The following is a 15,055-nucleotide window of genomic DNA, read 5'->3' as shown; positions in this document are numbered from 1 at the left end:
GAAAATATATATCGTTGGCAGAAGAAATTATTTAGACCAATTATCAAAAACTTCATTGATGACTTTATTCTCGATAAAAATCATCTGCTACCACAGAGAATCTATAAATGATAGTGCGTAAGTCCTATACTTTTATAAATCTAATAAATAAATTAAATGAATGAATGAATGAATGAATGTGAGTTTTTAATTCACTTGCCCCACTTTCAACTTAATACATGGATTAAATGATAAAAACACAATATTTTGATTGCTTATTAATTCCACAATTCATCATTCACAAATCATCATTCACAAAGTTACTCATCCCACGCGATGCCCCTTTTATCCTTTGTGCTAAAAAATGCATAGATTCTGCTGTCAAAAAAGCGCAAAATTTTCAGCATAATTTTGCATGATCACTATAACTTTGGGACTGAATTTATGATGAAGACGACGATTGCACGAACTGCCTGTATTTTATCTAGCATGGCGTTTTGCCTGACCAGTTTGGACCTTTCAGCGAAAGAATATTACAAATGGGTGGATGCTAAAGGTTCAACGCATTACACCACCACGCCACCGCCAAAAAATGCGCAGCGTAAAGGTAAAGTAAATACCTATGGCGCAACAACGACTACGCAATCAACTCCAGCAAAAAACCAAGAAGAGGTTTCACGTGAAGCCGAACAGTCGAATGAACAAAATGAGCAACAAGCAGAACAACAACGCGAAGCCAATGCAGCACTCCGCCAAGCTCAAGCGGTAGCTGCCGCAGCACAATAATTCACGCCAAAGTCCTGCTATATCGACTTAAATTATTTACATCTAGGCAGCATCGCAAAATTCACTCTAGGCGTATTTTGCGCTATGCTGTAGCACAAACTTTTTAACCGTTATTTCTATTTACGTTTATGACTACTCACATTGACCCTGAATATCAAGCCAGTGCGATTGAACCTACAGTCCAACAAGACTGGGAAAATCGCAAAGCCTTCAAAGTTGCCGACCAAGTAGAAGGACCACGTCGTTATATCCTCTCTATGTTCCCTTATCCAAGTGGCAAACTGCATATGGGTCATGTGCGTAACTATACAATTGGTGATGTGATCAGCCGTTTCCACCGCTTACAAGGTGAAACTGTACTACAACCAATGGGTTGGGATGCTTTCGGTTTGCCTGCTGAAAACGCGGCAATTGCACATCAAGTCGCTCCTGCAAAATGGACTTTTGAAAACATTGATTACATGCGTAATCAGCTTAAAAAGTTAGGTCTTTCTGTAGATTGGGATCGTGAATTTGCAACTTGCACACCTGAATACTACCGCTGGGAACAATGGTTATTCGTACAGCTTTATAAAAAAGGTTTAATTTACCGTAAGCTTTCAACAGTGAACTGGGACCCAGTAGACCAAACTGTTTTAGCAAACGAACAAGTTGAAAATGGTCGTGGCTGGCGTTCTGGTGCATTGGTCGAAAAACGTGATATTCCAATGTACTACTTCCGCATCACTGACTATGCGCAAGAATTACTTGACGATTTAGAAACATTAAAAGACGGCTGGCCACAGCAAGTTTTAACCATGCAACGTAACTGGATTGGTCGCTCACAGGGTATGGAAATTACCTTCCCTTCAGCGAATCCAGACGTTTATGCAGATGGTTTAACTGTATTTACCACTCGTGCTGACACACTCATGGGTGTGACTTATGTTGCAGTTGCAGCAGAGCATCCAATGGCACTTAAAGCTGCGGAAAGCAATCCTGAGCTTGCTGCATTTATCGAAGAATGCCGTATGGGTTCTGTTGCAGAAGCAGACCTTGCGACTGCTGAAAAGAAAGGCATGGCAACAGGTTTGTCAGTTAAGCACCCAGTTACAGGTGAAGAAGTTCCTGTTTGGATCGCAAACTACGTCTTGATGTCTTACGGTTCAGGTGCGGTGATGGCGGTTCCATCACACGATGAACGTGACTTCGAATTTGCCAACAAATATGGCTTAACCATCAAGCAAGTGATTGATGCCAAAGGTGCAGACGATGCAGACTTTGACGCAACAATTTGGCAAGAATGGTATGGCTCTAAAGACGGCAAACTGGTGAATTCAGGCGAATTTGACGGCTTAGACTTACAAGGGGCGTACGATGCATTCCTTGCAAAATTAGAACCGACTGGACTTGCCAACTCGAAAGTTCAATTCCGTTTACGTGACTGGGGTGTTTCTCGTCAGCGTTATTGGGGTTGTCCAATTCCAATGATCAACTGTGAAAAATGTGGTCAGGTTCCAGTACCTGAAGAACAACTTCCAGTTGTATTGCCAACGGACGTGGTTCCAGACGGTTCAGGCAATCCACTCAACAAAATGCCTGAGTTCTATGAAACCACTTGCCCATGCTGTGGTGGCGATGCTCGTCGTGAAACAGATACTTTGGATACCTTTGTAGAATCATCTTGGTACTATGCACGCTATGCATCTCCAGATTTCACTGACGGTATGGTGAAACCTGAAGCGGGTCAAACTTGGTTACCTGTGAACCAATACATCGGTGGTGTTGAACACGCGATTCTACATTTACTTTATGCACGTTTCTTCCATAAATTGATGCGTGATGAAGGTGTGGTACAAGGTAACGAACCATTCACTAACCTTTTAACTCAAGGTATGGTGCTTGCGGATACTTACTACCGTGAATCTGAGTCAGGTAAGAAGACTTGGTTTAACCCTGCCGACATCGACTTAGAACGTGATGAAAAAGGCCGTATCATTTCTGCGAAATATCAAGGTGATGGTCAAGATGTCGTGGTTGGCGGTCAAGAAAAAATGTCGAAATCGAAAAACAACGGTATCGACCCGCAAGCGATTATTGATCAATACGGCGCAGATACTGCACGTGTATTCATGATGTTCGCTGCACCACCAGATCAATCACTAGAATGGTCTGACGCTGGTGTTGAAGGTGCAAACCGTTTCTTAAAACGTGTATGGCGCCTAGCAACAGGTTTCCTTGAACAAGGCAACTCTGCTGTAAACATCGACAAAGCGACACTTTCTACCGCTGCACAAGACTTACGTCGTAAAACACACGAAACCATTCAAAAAGTGGGTGATGACATTGCACGTCGTCATGCCTTCAACACCGCGATTGCTGCGATGATGGAACTTTTGAATGCAAACAATAAGTTTGAAGCCAAAGATGACAATGACGTTGCCGTTGCACGTGAATCAATCATTACCCTTCTAACTTTACTTGCTCCGTTTGCACCACATTTAAGCCAAACCTTATTGGCTGAGTTTGGTATCGAATTAACATCAGCACGCTTCCCTGCGGTAGATGAATCTGCGCTGACTCGCAATACACAAACGATTGTAGTGCAAGTGAACGGTAAACTTCGTGGCAAATTAGAAGTGTCTGTCGATGCCTCTAAAGATGACATTTTGGCACAAGCAAAAGCATTACCTGAAGTTCAACAATTCTTGACTGGTCCAACCAAGAAAGAAATTGTGGTGCCGAATAAATTAGTGAATTTGGTGGTTTAATTTAATCCCCCTAAATCCCCCTTTATAAAAGGGGGACTTCCCGCTTCCAAAAAAAAATCGGGTCTCCTCCCTTTTTTTAAAGGGAGGTCGGGAGGGATTAACAAACAATTCCCAAACAAAGCCCGTTGCCAGTCAACGGGCTTTGACTTTACAATCCACACAGGATTTCAACATTATCCCTTCGGGAAACAGAGGACACTTTATGCACTTGGTTCAACGTGTTGCTGCAATTGTATTAACTATGGGCCTGAGCGCAGGCATGGTCGGTTGTGGTTTTCATTTAAAAGGCACCAACCCTGCTGCTGTACCTGTAGCCTATTCCAATATGCGATTGGCACTTCCTGAAGATACAGATGACTTACATGAAAAGTTAGCGATTTATTTAGGCTCTGCAGGCGTGCAATTGAGCAATAATCAAAATGCCTATGTCTTACATGTGTTGGATTACACTCCACGTCGTTTAGAACTCAATGGTAAATTGGTTGAAACTTTATTGCGTTTGAATGTGACGTTCCAAATTGAAGATGCTCAAGGCAATCCTGTGACTGAACCACGTACATTGATGGCAACACGTAGCTACCAATACGACGTTGCAACCGTGAACACCGATGACCAAGAAGAAAAATATTTAAAACAAGTGATTATTGATGACATTGCACAACAGATCGTGCGCCAAATTTCATCAAACCGCTTACCGAAAGCAAATCCACTAACTGCACCGACCAAAGCTGAGTAATTTTGATTTATGAAACTTGACTATCTTCAGGCATTAAAACGTGTAGATGAAGCGCAAGGTGCCTGGGTGCTACATGGTCAAGAGCCATTACTCGAACAAAATCTCCTCGATGCATTTCGTAAGAGTTGGAACGTTCGAGAAATCGAGCGTCAACGGTATGACATTAGCTCTGCGGCCGATTGGAAAAATGTCTTTAATGCTTTAAACAGCTTGTCATTATTTTCTAGTCAACTGGCTATTGAGGCACATGGCAACATTAAACCCGATGCCAATGGGCTAAAACTGTTAAAAAGCTATTTGCAGCAAAATGAAAGCAACTTGCTGCTCGTGGTAATGCCGAAGCAAGATAGTGCGAGTTTAAAGACCAGTTTTTTCCAAACCATTGATGCCAATGGGGTCAATGTTGCACTGACTGCAAACTACCCTAAAGATCGTCAGCAAATCTTAGCCACCGAGGCGCAAAAGCTCGGCATTCAACTCGCCAATGATGCTTGGCAATGGCTAGAACAGCATCATGAGCATAACTTACTGGCTGCAAAAAATAGTTTAATGCGTGTCGCAGATACTTTTCCTGAAGCAGAGATGATTCAGATAGATCATCTGTACTCCTGCTTACAAGATCAGTCACGCTACACCACCTATGATTTAAACGATGCAATGCTGCAAGGCAATTTGGCGCAATCAATTAAAATTTTTCAATATTTGATTGCCTCTGGTGAGCCGATGTCACTTATTTTATGGAGTATCAGCAAGGAAATGCGCTTGCTGATGCAACTGTTTGAGCAACCACAAAATGCCTTACAAATTGGCATTTGGAAGACCAAGGTCGGGCTGTATCAACAAGCTTTACGCCGTTTAAATGCCAATGAGTTTTTGACGTGGCCTGCCCTGTTGTTACGTTTAGATGCCTCGATTAAAGGTTTGGGACATGAAAATGCCGAACATCTGATTATGCAAGCCATTGCTCAGATGTGCGGTAAAAGGTTATTTCCGTCCCTGTTGACTTAACTAAAAAAGCGAGCAAACCAACTTTTGCCTTTTTTCTGTTCCTGCGAGCGCAGATAGTGCAGCATATTGTCTCGCACTGAATCTACATAATCTTGATCATCATGCTGAATGTGATTAATCAGCCATTTAGACAATAAACGATATAAATCTTGTTCAACCGAAACACCATTTTCAAATTTGGTTCGATACTCATTCAGTCGCCTCACAAAATGCTCATGAATCCCACGATGAGACGGCAAATACTGATAATGTACCTGTTCCAATAAATTTTCTTCAAAGCTGAAATGCGATTGTGTATAGTCAATCAAATCATCCAAAACCTCTTTGATTTTCTCTCGACTGCCATTCACGAGGATTGCTTCCAACGTATTGATATAATCTAAAATCTGGCGATGTTGATTATCAATAACATCAATGCCGATATTATATTTTTCATTCCATTCCATATCTAACCCCGACTTATATTCCTATTTTATTTTGTATATTTAATGAAAAAAAACCACTTATCATTAAACCCATAATTTTTTTATGGGTTTTGATCTTAGCTGCATTTTTAGAACAAGACTATTGCAAAAAATCACACACGCTCAACAAAAACTGTGCACACTAAAGCACAAACACAATGCATATTTTTATTTTAATATCATTAACATAGGCTACAAAAAAGCTTTATAGCACCACTTTTTTTAATTTTCATTCAACTTTTTTCTAATTTGAAATTAGATTCAAATAAATAGGCATGAAATATGCTTTTTGTACTTTAATTGGCATTTAGTTACAGTTAAAAAATTATTTTACGCAGTAGAATGAGTCTGTTTACAGATTCTGCTAAGTCCCTTCATATCAATCGGAAAGCCTAAAGGGAAATAATAATCATTACTTCTTTGCTAAAATATTCACAATTTATCCGTATTTAACTCTTATAATTCAAATAACTTTCTTAACGCTTTACTGCCAATCATGCCAAAAATAAAACCAGCAAAATTGATCGTAGCCATCATCGCTGCTCTGGCGATCGCTGTCACAGCATGGCATTTTTTCAAACCAAAACAAGAGCAACCTCAGTACATTACGGCCGAAGTCAGCCGTGGGGATATTGAAAACTCAGTGCTTGCCACTGGTGTGCTTGAAGCAACTAAAATGGTCAGCGTAGGAGCGCAGGTTTCAGGTCAAGTAAAAAAAATGTATGTGCAACTTGGCGATGAAGTAAAACAAGGTCAATTGATTGCCCAAATTGATTCAGTGCGTCAGGAAAATGACCTCAAAACAGCCGAAGCCAGTATTAAAAATCAACAAGCGCAATTGGCAGTAAAAAATGCAAATTTAGCCAAAGTCGATGCTGAATATAATCGTCAACAAGCAATGTACGCTCAAGATGCGACTAGTCGTGCAGAACTTGAATCTGCGCTAGCAAGTTATAAAACTGCGCAAGCTGATATTGCAGCCATTAATGCACAAATCGAACAATCGCGCTTAACTTTAGCGACTGCAAAAGAAGACTTAGGCTATACACAAATTGTTGCACCAATGGATGGAACCATCGTGGCGATTGTGACTGAAGAAGGTCAAACCGTAAACGCCAACCAAAGTGCGCCAACCATTGTGAAATTGGCAAAACTCGACACCATGACCATTAAAGCTGAAATTTCTGAAGCCGATGTCATGAAAGTCCAAGAAGGTCAAAACGTCTATTTTACAACCTTGGGCGACAGTGAAACAAAACACTATGCTACCCTGCGCCAAGTTGAGCCTGCGCCAAACTCAATTAACACCGAAAGTAACAACAACACCTCTTCGTCTTCAAGTACTGCGGTTTACTACAACGCGTTATTTGATGTCCCAAATGAAGACGGCAAATTGCGTATCGATATGACCGCTCAGGTGTATATCATTTTAGATGAAGCCAAGAATGTCTTGACTGTACCTGCCGCAGCCGTTCAAACCTCGAACCGTCCACAACGTAGCCGAAATAATACGTCTACCGATGGTCAATCTGCTGATAAAAATGCCAACGCAGAAGCTAAATCGAACAAAGACCATCCAAATCGTCCTAAAGGTTTAGAACTGACTGAAGCTGAAAAAGCATTGGTCAAACAAGGTAAAGCGAGCGTTGCCATGGTACGTGTATTGCAAGCGGATGGTTCTGCGCAACCTCAACCGGTATTACTTGGTTTAAATAACCGTGTGACCGCACAAGTGATCCGTGGCTTAAAACAGGGTGACAAAGTCGTGATTGCCGACGGTTCTGATACTTCAAATGATTCAGCTAAACGCAGCAACCGTGGTGGTGCTGGCGGCCCAATGAGAATGTAATCATGAGTCAAAATCAGACACCTCTACTCGAGGTCAAGAATCTGACTCGTGAATTCCCTGCTGGTGAAAGCACAGTCCAGATTCTAAAAGGGGTTAATCTTGAGATTTACCCAGGTGAACTGGTGGCGATTGTAGGTCAGTCCGGTTCTGGTAAATCCACCCTCATGAATATTTTGGGGTGTTTAGATAAGCCAACCAATGGCAGCTACAAGGTCAAGGGGCGTGAAACGCGTGAACTTGAACCAGATGAACTGGCACAGTTACGCCGTGAATATTTTGGCTTTATTTTCCAGCGCTATCACTTACTCGGTGATTTGAATGCTGCTGGTAACGTCGAAGTTCCTGCAATCTATGCCGGTGCAGATGCAACCGAACGCAATGCACGTGCCAAGCAACTACTAACCGATTTAGGGCTGGGTGAGAAAACCCAAAACCGCCCAAGTCAACTCTCCGGTGGTCAGCAACAACGTGTATCGATTGCGCGTGCCCTCATGAATGGTGGCGATGTTATTCTTGCCGATGAACCGACCGGTGCACTAGATAAGAATAGTGGTATTGAAGTAATGCGGATTTTGCGCGAACTCAATGCCAAAGGTCATACCATTATTTTGGTCACGCACGACCATAATGTTGCAAAAAATGCGACGCGTATTATTGAAATTTCTGACGGTAATATCATCTCAGATCAGCCCAATGTGCCTGAAACAGATGATGAACCTTTAGAAAAGCAACAACTCGTTCCAAACACACAGAAAAAAACCTCAAGCTGGCGCTCTGCCGTTGACCGTTTAGGTGAAGCATTCCGTATGGCGATTTTAGCCATGAATGCACACCGGATGCGTACATTTTTAACCATGCTCGGGATCATTATTGGTATCGCTTCTGTGGTTTCTGTTGTGGCTCTTGGGAATGGTTCACAAAAGCAGATTTTAGAAAATATCAGCAGTTTAGGTACCAATACCATCACGGTGTATCAAGGTCGAGGCTTTGGTGATAACTCAAGATCATCGCAAGTAAAAACATTGGTTCCAGCCGATGCGACGGCCCTTGCGGAACAACCTTATGTCGATGGCGTTAGTCCTTCGGTCAATTCATCTGTCACAGCACGTTTTAAAGACACAGAAGCGTCGACCACAGTGAATGGCGTGAGTGAAGATTTCTTCTATGTCAAAGGAATGAGCTTCGCTTCTGGTCAACCTTTTGATAAAGAAAGTGTGACTGAACAAGCTCAAGATGTGGTGATTGATAACAACACCAAAAACACCTTCTTTGCTGATGGCACCAACCCTGTGGGTCAAGTGATTTTATTAGGCAGTGTGCCGAGCCGTATCATTGGCGTGATCGAAGAACAAAAAAGCATGATGGGCAACTCAGATAGCCTGAATGTGTATTTGCCTTATTCAACGGTTATGAGTCGTATGCTGGGGCAGTCGAATGTGCGCAGCATTATTGTCCGAGTGAAAGATGAATACCCAAGTGCCGCTGCTGAAAACGCCATATTAAACTTGTTAGTGCAACGTCATGGCGCGCAAGATGTCTTTACACAGAACTCCGATAGTATCCGCGAAACCATTCAACAAACCACGGCAACAATGACCCTATTAGTGTCTGCGATTGCGGTGATTTCATTGATCGTCGGTGGTATCGGGGTCATGAACATTATGTTGGTTTCTGTGACTGAGCGTACTCAAGAAATTGGTGTGCGTATGGCCGTGGGCGCCCGTCAAAGTGACATTCTGCAACAGTTCCTGATTGAGGCTGTATTGGTATGTATCTTAGGCGGTGTACTTGGAGTTTTATTATCTTTGGGTATTGGACAATTGATTAGTCATTTTGCCGGTGGAACATTCCAAATGGCCTATTCAACGACATCTATCGTTGCTGCATTTGTCTGCTCAAGTATGATTGGTATTGTGTTTGGCTTTATTCCTGCACGTAATGCCGCACAGCTTAACCCTGTCGATGCGCTTTCTCGCGAATAAGGAAATAATGATGCAAATGACGTTAACTAAACTTGCAAGTGCCTTCATTCTTGGAAGTAGCTTAGTCGGCTGTGCCGCTGTGGTTAAGACGCCGTATGAAGCTCCTGCAACACAAATCCCGACGCAATTTCAAAATGCGAAAGCCATAAGTCAGCAAGTTCATGCAGATACTTATGCTGACCAATGGTGGACATTGTTTAATGATGCTCAATTAAACCAGTTGGTGAATCAAGTTTTAGCGGCCAATACAGACCTTGCTGTAGCAGGTATTAATTTACAGCAAGCTCGACTACAAGCAGGTTTGGCTAAAAATAAACAAGGGCCACGCGTGAGTTCAAGTGTTTCAACTGGACATAACTTTGACCTTAACTCAGGTGATGACTCATCAAAAGGTGTATCACTCAGTGGTGGCGTTAGTTATGAAGTAGATTTATTTGGTCGTTTGGCTAGCCAGACTGAGGCCGCAAAATGGGAAGCTTTAGCGACTGAACAGGACCTACAAGCCACTGCCCAAAGCTTGATTGCAACAACAGCAAACCTATATTGGCAACTTGGGTATTTAAATGAGCGCTACAGTATTGCGCAGAAAAACTTAGCCAGTACGCAAAAAACCTATGACTTGGTCAAGGTGCAATATAAAGCCGGTGCTGTGTCAGGTTTAGATCTAACGCAAGCAGAACAGTCGGTCCAAAGTCAAAAAGCGACCTTAAGCCAAATTGCCCAACAAAAAGTGGAAACACGTACTGCATTGGCTGTGTTATTACATCAACCTGTACAGCAACTGAATATTGCTGAGCCACAGCGTTTACCTCGAATTGCATTACCGACGATTGCAGCAGGTTTACCTGCCGAGTTGTTGTCTCGCCGTCCAGATTTACAAGCGAGCGAGTTAAGATTACGTAAAGCTTTGGCAAATAAAGATGCAACGAAAGCGAGTTACTACCCTTCAATTAGTTTGACTGGCAGTTTAGGCTCGAGTAGTACCTCTTTGAGTAATTTATTACAAAACCCTGCTTTGGCTTTGGGTGCAAGTTTAAGTTTACCTTTCTTGCAATATAACGATATGAAGAAAGACCTTGCGATTAGTGACTTAGACTATGAAAAAGCCATTATTCAATATCGTCAGACCTTGTATCAGGCTTTTGCCGATGTGGAAAATGCACTGTCTAATCGTACTGAGTTAAGTCAACAAGTTGTATTGCAAGAGCGTAATGTACAGCTTGCAGAAAAGACTGAGCGTTTGACTGAAGTTCGTTATCGTAATGGTGCAATTGCGTTGAAAAACTTGTTAGATGCACAGGAAACCACACGTAATGCTCGATTGTCTTTGGTTCAGACCAAGCAGAGTCAATACAATACTTATGTGACGTTAATGCAAGCTTTGGGTGGAAGTCCGATTAAGCAATTGCCTTAAACCCTTTACATATAAAAAAGCCCGAAAGGGCTTTTTATTTATCCATCATTTTAAACATCGTAAATTCAAAATTATCTTTTGCGCTGATTTCCTCTGGGCGCTCTAAATCCATTTTGTTTTTTCGTACTACATCTTCATGCCAAACGGGCAATGGTTTGATATGCAATAAAATTCTTCGTGCAACAAAGTTACACACATCAAATGGATAAGCAAATAAAGCTGGAACCCAATTATAATGATAAATGATTCGAAATGATTTCCATGTATCTCTCCAACTTTCTTTTGCACCCACGACCTTTTGACAATAGGTTAGTTGGGTAAACGGATCGATGGTACCGTACATAGGATGCGGTTTCGGATAAAGCTCCTCTGGTCCTTTCATCATAAAATGACAAATAAAAGTCCATAAACCTTGAGTACGAAATATTCCAATCATTGGAAAGCCAATCACAAAGGTATGTTTCAATATGCCGTCTTCAACGATATGTGCCCGAAGCTCTCGTAATGGAATGCCAGACAACCCAAAACTACTGCCCATAATATAAACTACATCTGTCCATTTCTTTTCTATATATTCTTGATCATTAATATAGAAAAAAACTTTACCTGTTTTTCTATTAAAAAGAACAGGCTTACAAATAGGTTGTTTATGATCATATTTAAAGTAAGGACGTAGAAATGCAACACAAGGAAGTCCTATTACAAAAAGTACAGCTATAAGAAAAAAAAAGCCTCTCCTACACTAGAATTATCAAGAAAAGAAAGAATACCAATGTAGTAAAATAAAAATAAAAATAATGGAAACATTGGAATTAATAAACTTATTCCTTTTCCTAACCTTGCATAAGATTGATCAATCAATTCGATATAATCATCATTCATGCTAATAAATGACCAATTATGATTACGTTTAGAATCATTTTCTGGTTTAAGTAGAACGTCTCCTTCATCTAACTGAGAAAAAGGAATATTCTGCTCAAACACATCATAACTAAAGACGTGCTTTTTAACTTTACTTTTCATATTAATTGTATACCGAATTTAGGCCCAACATTTGTTGTTGAATAGTATCAAACCTAATTATACTTTGATCCGTTGATAATAAACATTTACGAATCCATTTTTGGATATCATTATCTTGCTTGGGCAGAATATTTAATTAAAGATAAATAGACTTTTTCATTTCTTATCAGAATAATCCTCAGGATAAGGATCATCTTTAATAACTTTTCGATAATCATAAATAGATTCTAAAATTAATTTCTCTGATGTATCTTCATGTCGTGCAGTAAATAGATATATTTCTTGAGGATTTTTAAAGCCATACAGATCAAAAACTTGTTCAGAGTTTTCACTGAGATATATTAACGAAGCTGCGGAACTTTTAATAATTTACATAAATAAAAAATAAAAAGTAAAAATCGCAGAAAAGAATATTAAAAAATTTACTAGATCAAAATTTTGAGGGAGTACAATGGCTTTGTTGAACAAACCTATCTGTAAAGGCTTTTTCAGCGATATAATTTTCAAATGAAGAAACCTACACACAAAATCTAGCGCACAACCAATTGGCCCGCATATAACCGAGCACTCATGAGTCGCGGAAATATTGCCCTTTGGTTTGATCCTGCTAGGCAATGGTATGCGCCATCAAAAGGCAAACAAGGGCGAAATCAAACCTACTCCGACGCAGCCATCCAATGCTGCTTAATAATTAAATCCTTATTTCGTCTGTCTTTACGTATGGTTACTGGCTTTGTGCAAAGTCTGATTAAACTCTGCGGATTAAATTGGATAGCTCCAGATTACACCACACTGTGCAGAAGACAAAGGCATATCGATATTGCAATTTGCTATCAAAAAAGTAGTGGTGGTCTCCATCTACTCGTAGACTCTACTGGCCTAAAGTTTTTAGGTGAAGGTGAATGGAAGCGTAAGAAACATGGATCTGAATATCGTCGCCAATGGCGTAAGCTTCATATTGGTATCGATGCCGAAACCCTTCAAAGACGTGCTGTACAACTCACCGCAAATAATGTCAGTGATTCACAGGTACTGGAAGATTTACTTGCTCAAATCCCTTTAGATGAACAAATCGATTCTATCTATACAGATGGTGCTTATGACACAAAACGATGCCGTCAGGTCATTGCAGATCGGCAAGCACATGCGGTGATTCCACCTAGAAAAAATGCGAAACCATGGAAAGATACAAAGAGTAGCTCGCTAGAGCGAAATGAATTACTTCGAACAGTTACACGTTTAGGCAGGACACTATGGAAAAAATGGTCAGGCTATCATCGGCGAAGTTTGGTTGAAACTAAGATGTACTGCATTAAATTTTTAGGAGATAAACTCAGTGCAAGGAGTTTTGATAGCCAAGTGAATGAGATCCATGCACGTGTAGCAGTCCTTAACAGATTTACGGAATTAGGTCGACTACTTACCCAAGTTACGCCTTAAATTTGGCTTAATTAGGGGCGCTTTACCTTTCAAATCTTTGTGCAACAAATCCCATTACGATTTAAGATTGTTTGGTACAAATAATCAGCAAAATGTAGCTATTTTTTTGATTTATAAAAGATATCTAATATTTCCTCCTAATAAATATAATTAAAAATCACACATCTTTTTATTAAATGGAATTGTGATCAATTCCTTTTCTTTTAAATTAATATACTTATACTCATACACAATATCCAAATTAGATAAGATAGCAATTGATTCACAAATTTCATCTATCTTTGGCTTAGAATAATAATATTTTCTCATATCAGCCGCTTGATAATCACTAATACTTTCAAATGAAACCATATAAATATAGGTTAATTTATTATCAGAAAATTTAAAATCCACCCATCTAGTATAATTATCTACATTCACAGGTAGTTTACTCTTCTGCTCACCAACATACTCTCTTACTAACTTTAACTCATTTTGCACCTCATTTCGATCAACATCCACACCATTCACAACCTTATTTTCAGTACATGAACTAAGCTGAAATGCAAATAAAAAAAGTAAAAATAATTCAATCTTTTTCATATTAAATCCTAACTAGTCATTAAATATATCATTACGACAAGAAATGTAAAAATTAATATTCCACGCCCTATTATCTCACCATAAGGACTATCTTCATGTATTTTACCCAACAAAACAAATGAATCATTCAAAATTGAAGACACTAACAAATATAAGAATATTAAACTACCTAGAATATTATCAAAAGATAATGGTCTCATAAAAAATAATAGTAGAATAAAATATAAAACAACCACAAAACATAAACATTGACACCTATACTTAAAAACAATGTTTAATATTAGTTTTTCCAAAATCATCCCTTCATTATTCATAAATCAGTTACCTTAACCCACTTAAATCATATGGATCTTGTGGAATTATAGGGTAGTATGGCGGGACTATTCTATAAACAGGCCCCCAATTATTAGATTTCTCAATCACGTGGTCAACTACAGCACCCGCTGTTTTATCAGCATATGTAGCATATCCATTTTCAATTTTTTTCTTTGCTGAATCACTTAATTCAGGCATTTTACTTGCTTGCTTACCTGCTACTTTTCCAACTTGACCTGAAATAATTACTGTTGCGGCCTTTTGTAACATATTTTTTTCATCATCCAATGCCACACTTGCAATATCTAAACCTGTGCCGACCCCTGCTATGACAGGGGCAGCTGGAGCACAAACTACCGTTAAACCACATGCTAAGCTTGTATATGTTGTACCGCTTGGTAAATTACCAAGTTCCTCTGAAACTTGTTTTTTTGTTATTTGTTTTTTAGGTTTACTTCGTTCTTGTGTCTGTTTCTTAATTTGATAATCTGCTGCCAACCCCAACGGATCCACCCATTGATTCGGGTCTTTTACATACGAAGAATTGTTTAAACCACCAAATAGTCCAATCGGATCCTTACTCACATACCTTGCACTATGCGGCTCATAATAACGGTAACGGTTATAATGTAATCCAGTTTCACTATCGTAATATTGCCCTTGGAAACGAATATTGGTTTGCTCAAGTAAATTATGAGAAGCCTTTATTTCTAAAGCTTCACCCCAT

General features: G+C 39.9%; 12 protein-coding genes and 2 pseudogenes. 9 read left to right on the top strand and 5 right to left on the bottom strand.

What is annotated here, in order from left to right:
- From FTV03_RS14915 to holA, 5 genes and pseudogenes are all read left to right on the top strand, one after another.
- A pseudogene (locus FTV03_RS14915) lies at nucleotides 1–111 on the top strand (IS701 family transposase); the annotation flags it as partial.
- A gap of 357 nt (nucleotides 112–468) precedes the next feature.
- Nucleotides 469–765 carry a DUF4124 domain-containing protein gene (locus tag FTV03_RS14910; protein ID WP_373683082.1) on the top strand — a complete coding sequence of 99 codons (297 nt, stop codon included), beginning with the start codon at nucleotides 469–471 and terminating at the stop codon, nucleotides 763–765.
- Nucleotides 766–893: 128 nt separating this feature from the next.
- Entirely contained in the window at nucleotides 894–3,515 is a 2,622-nt protein-coding gene (leuS, locus tag FTV03_RS14905) for a leucine--tRNA ligase (protein WP_180042015.1), read from the top strand.
- A 202-nt stretch (nucleotides 3,516–3,717) separates the two neighbouring features.
- The gene (lptE, locus tag FTV03_RS14900; RefSeq protein WP_078192675.1) at nucleotides 3,718–4,251 is read left to right on the top strand and encodes an LPS assembly lipoprotein LptE; all 534 of its coding nucleotides are present in this window, start codon (nucleotides 3,718–3,720) and stop codon (nucleotides 4,249–4,251) included.
- Nucleotides 4,252–4,260: 9 nt separating this feature from the next.
- Nucleotides 4,261–5,259 (top strand): DNA polymerase III subunit delta, encoded by a 999-nt coding sequence (gene holA / locus FTV03_RS14895; RefSeq protein WP_180042013.1) that lies wholly within the window; start codon nucleotides 4,261–4,263, stop codon nucleotides 5,257–5,259.
- Here holA and FTV03_RS14890 read toward each other — a convergent pair.
- Nucleotides 5,256–5,705 (bottom strand): bacteriohemerythrin, encoded by a 450-nt coding sequence (locus FTV03_RS14890; protein WP_180007206.1) that lies wholly within the window; start codon nucleotides 5,703–5,705, stop codon nucleotides 5,256–5,258. The genes holA and FTV03_RS14890 overlap by 4 nt on opposite strands.
- A 514-nt stretch (nucleotides 5,706–6,219) precedes the next feature.
- On the opposite strand from FTV03_RS14890, the gene FTV03_RS14885 reads away from it, so the two are divergent.
- The 3 genes from FTV03_RS14885 to FTV03_RS14875 are packed head-to-tail and all read left to right on the top strand — an operon-like array spanning nucleotide 6,220 to nucleotide 10,968.
- A complete protein-coding gene (locus FTV03_RS14885) occupies nucleotides 6,220–7,572 on the top strand; it encodes a MacA family efflux pump subunit (protein WP_180042011.1) in 1,353 nt (450 codons plus the stop codon).
- Between the two features lie 2 nt (nucleotides 7,573–7,574).
- Nucleotides 7,575–9,554: a MacB family efflux pump subunit gene (locus tag FTV03_RS14880; protein WP_180042009.1), complete on the top strand. Its 1,980-nt coding sequence runs from the start codon at nucleotides 7,575–7,577 to the stop codon at nucleotides 9,552–9,554.
- A 10-nt stretch (nucleotides 9,555–9,564) separates the two neighbouring features.
- Nucleotides 9,565–10,968, top strand: a complete 1,404-nt coding sequence (locus FTV03_RS14875) for an efflux transporter outer membrane subunit (RefSeq protein ID WP_180042017.1) — start codon at nucleotides 9,565–9,567, stop codon at nucleotides 10,966–10,968.
- A 34-nt stretch (nucleotides 10,969–11,002) separates the two neighbouring features.
- On the opposite strand, the gene FTV03_RS18025 is transcribed toward FTV03_RS14875, so the two are convergent.
- Nucleotides 11,003–11,506: a hypothetical protein gene (locus tag FTV03_RS18025; protein ID WP_257220814.1), complete on the bottom strand. Its 504-nt coding sequence runs from the start codon at nucleotides 11,504–11,506 to the stop codon at nucleotides 11,003–11,005.
- A gap of 176 nt (nucleotides 11,507–11,682) precedes the next feature.
- On the bottom strand, nucleotides 11,683–11,991 hold the full coding sequence (locus FTV03_RS18020) for a hypothetical protein (protein ID WP_257220813.1): 309 nt from the start codon (nucleotides 11,989–11,991) through the stop codon (nucleotides 11,683–11,685).
- A 507-nt stretch (nucleotides 11,992–12,498) separates the two neighbouring features.
- Here FTV03_RS18020 and FTV03_RS14865 point away from each other — a divergent pair.
- Nucleotides 12,499–13,431, top strand: a pseudogene (locus tag FTV03_RS14865) (IS5 family transposase).
- A gap of 150 nt (nucleotides 13,432–13,581) precedes the next feature.
- Here the strand turns inward: FTV03_RS14865 and FTV03_RS14860 are convergent.
- Both FTV03_RS14860 and FTV03_RS18015 read right to left on the bottom strand, forming a co-directional pair.
- Nucleotides 13,582–14,013 (bottom strand): hypothetical protein, encoded by a 432-nt coding sequence (locus tag FTV03_RS14860; protein ID WP_180042007.1) that lies wholly within the window; start codon nucleotides 14,011–14,013, stop codon nucleotides 13,582–13,584.
- 321 nt (nucleotides 14,014–14,334) lie between these two features.
- Nucleotides 14,335–15,055: RHS repeat-associated core domain-containing protein (locus FTV03_RS18015; protein ID WP_257220812.1), on the bottom strand; the 721-nt coding region annotated here is incomplete at its 5' end.

The sequence above is a fragment of the Acinetobacter sp. YH12218 genome (assembly GCF_013417925.1).
Lineage (GTDB): Bacteria > Pseudomonadota > Gammaproteobacteria > Pseudomonadales > Moraxellaceae > Acinetobacter > Acinetobacter amyesii.
Note: the sequence above shows the minus strand (reverse complement) of the source record. Positions and strands in the feature narration are given on the sequence as shown.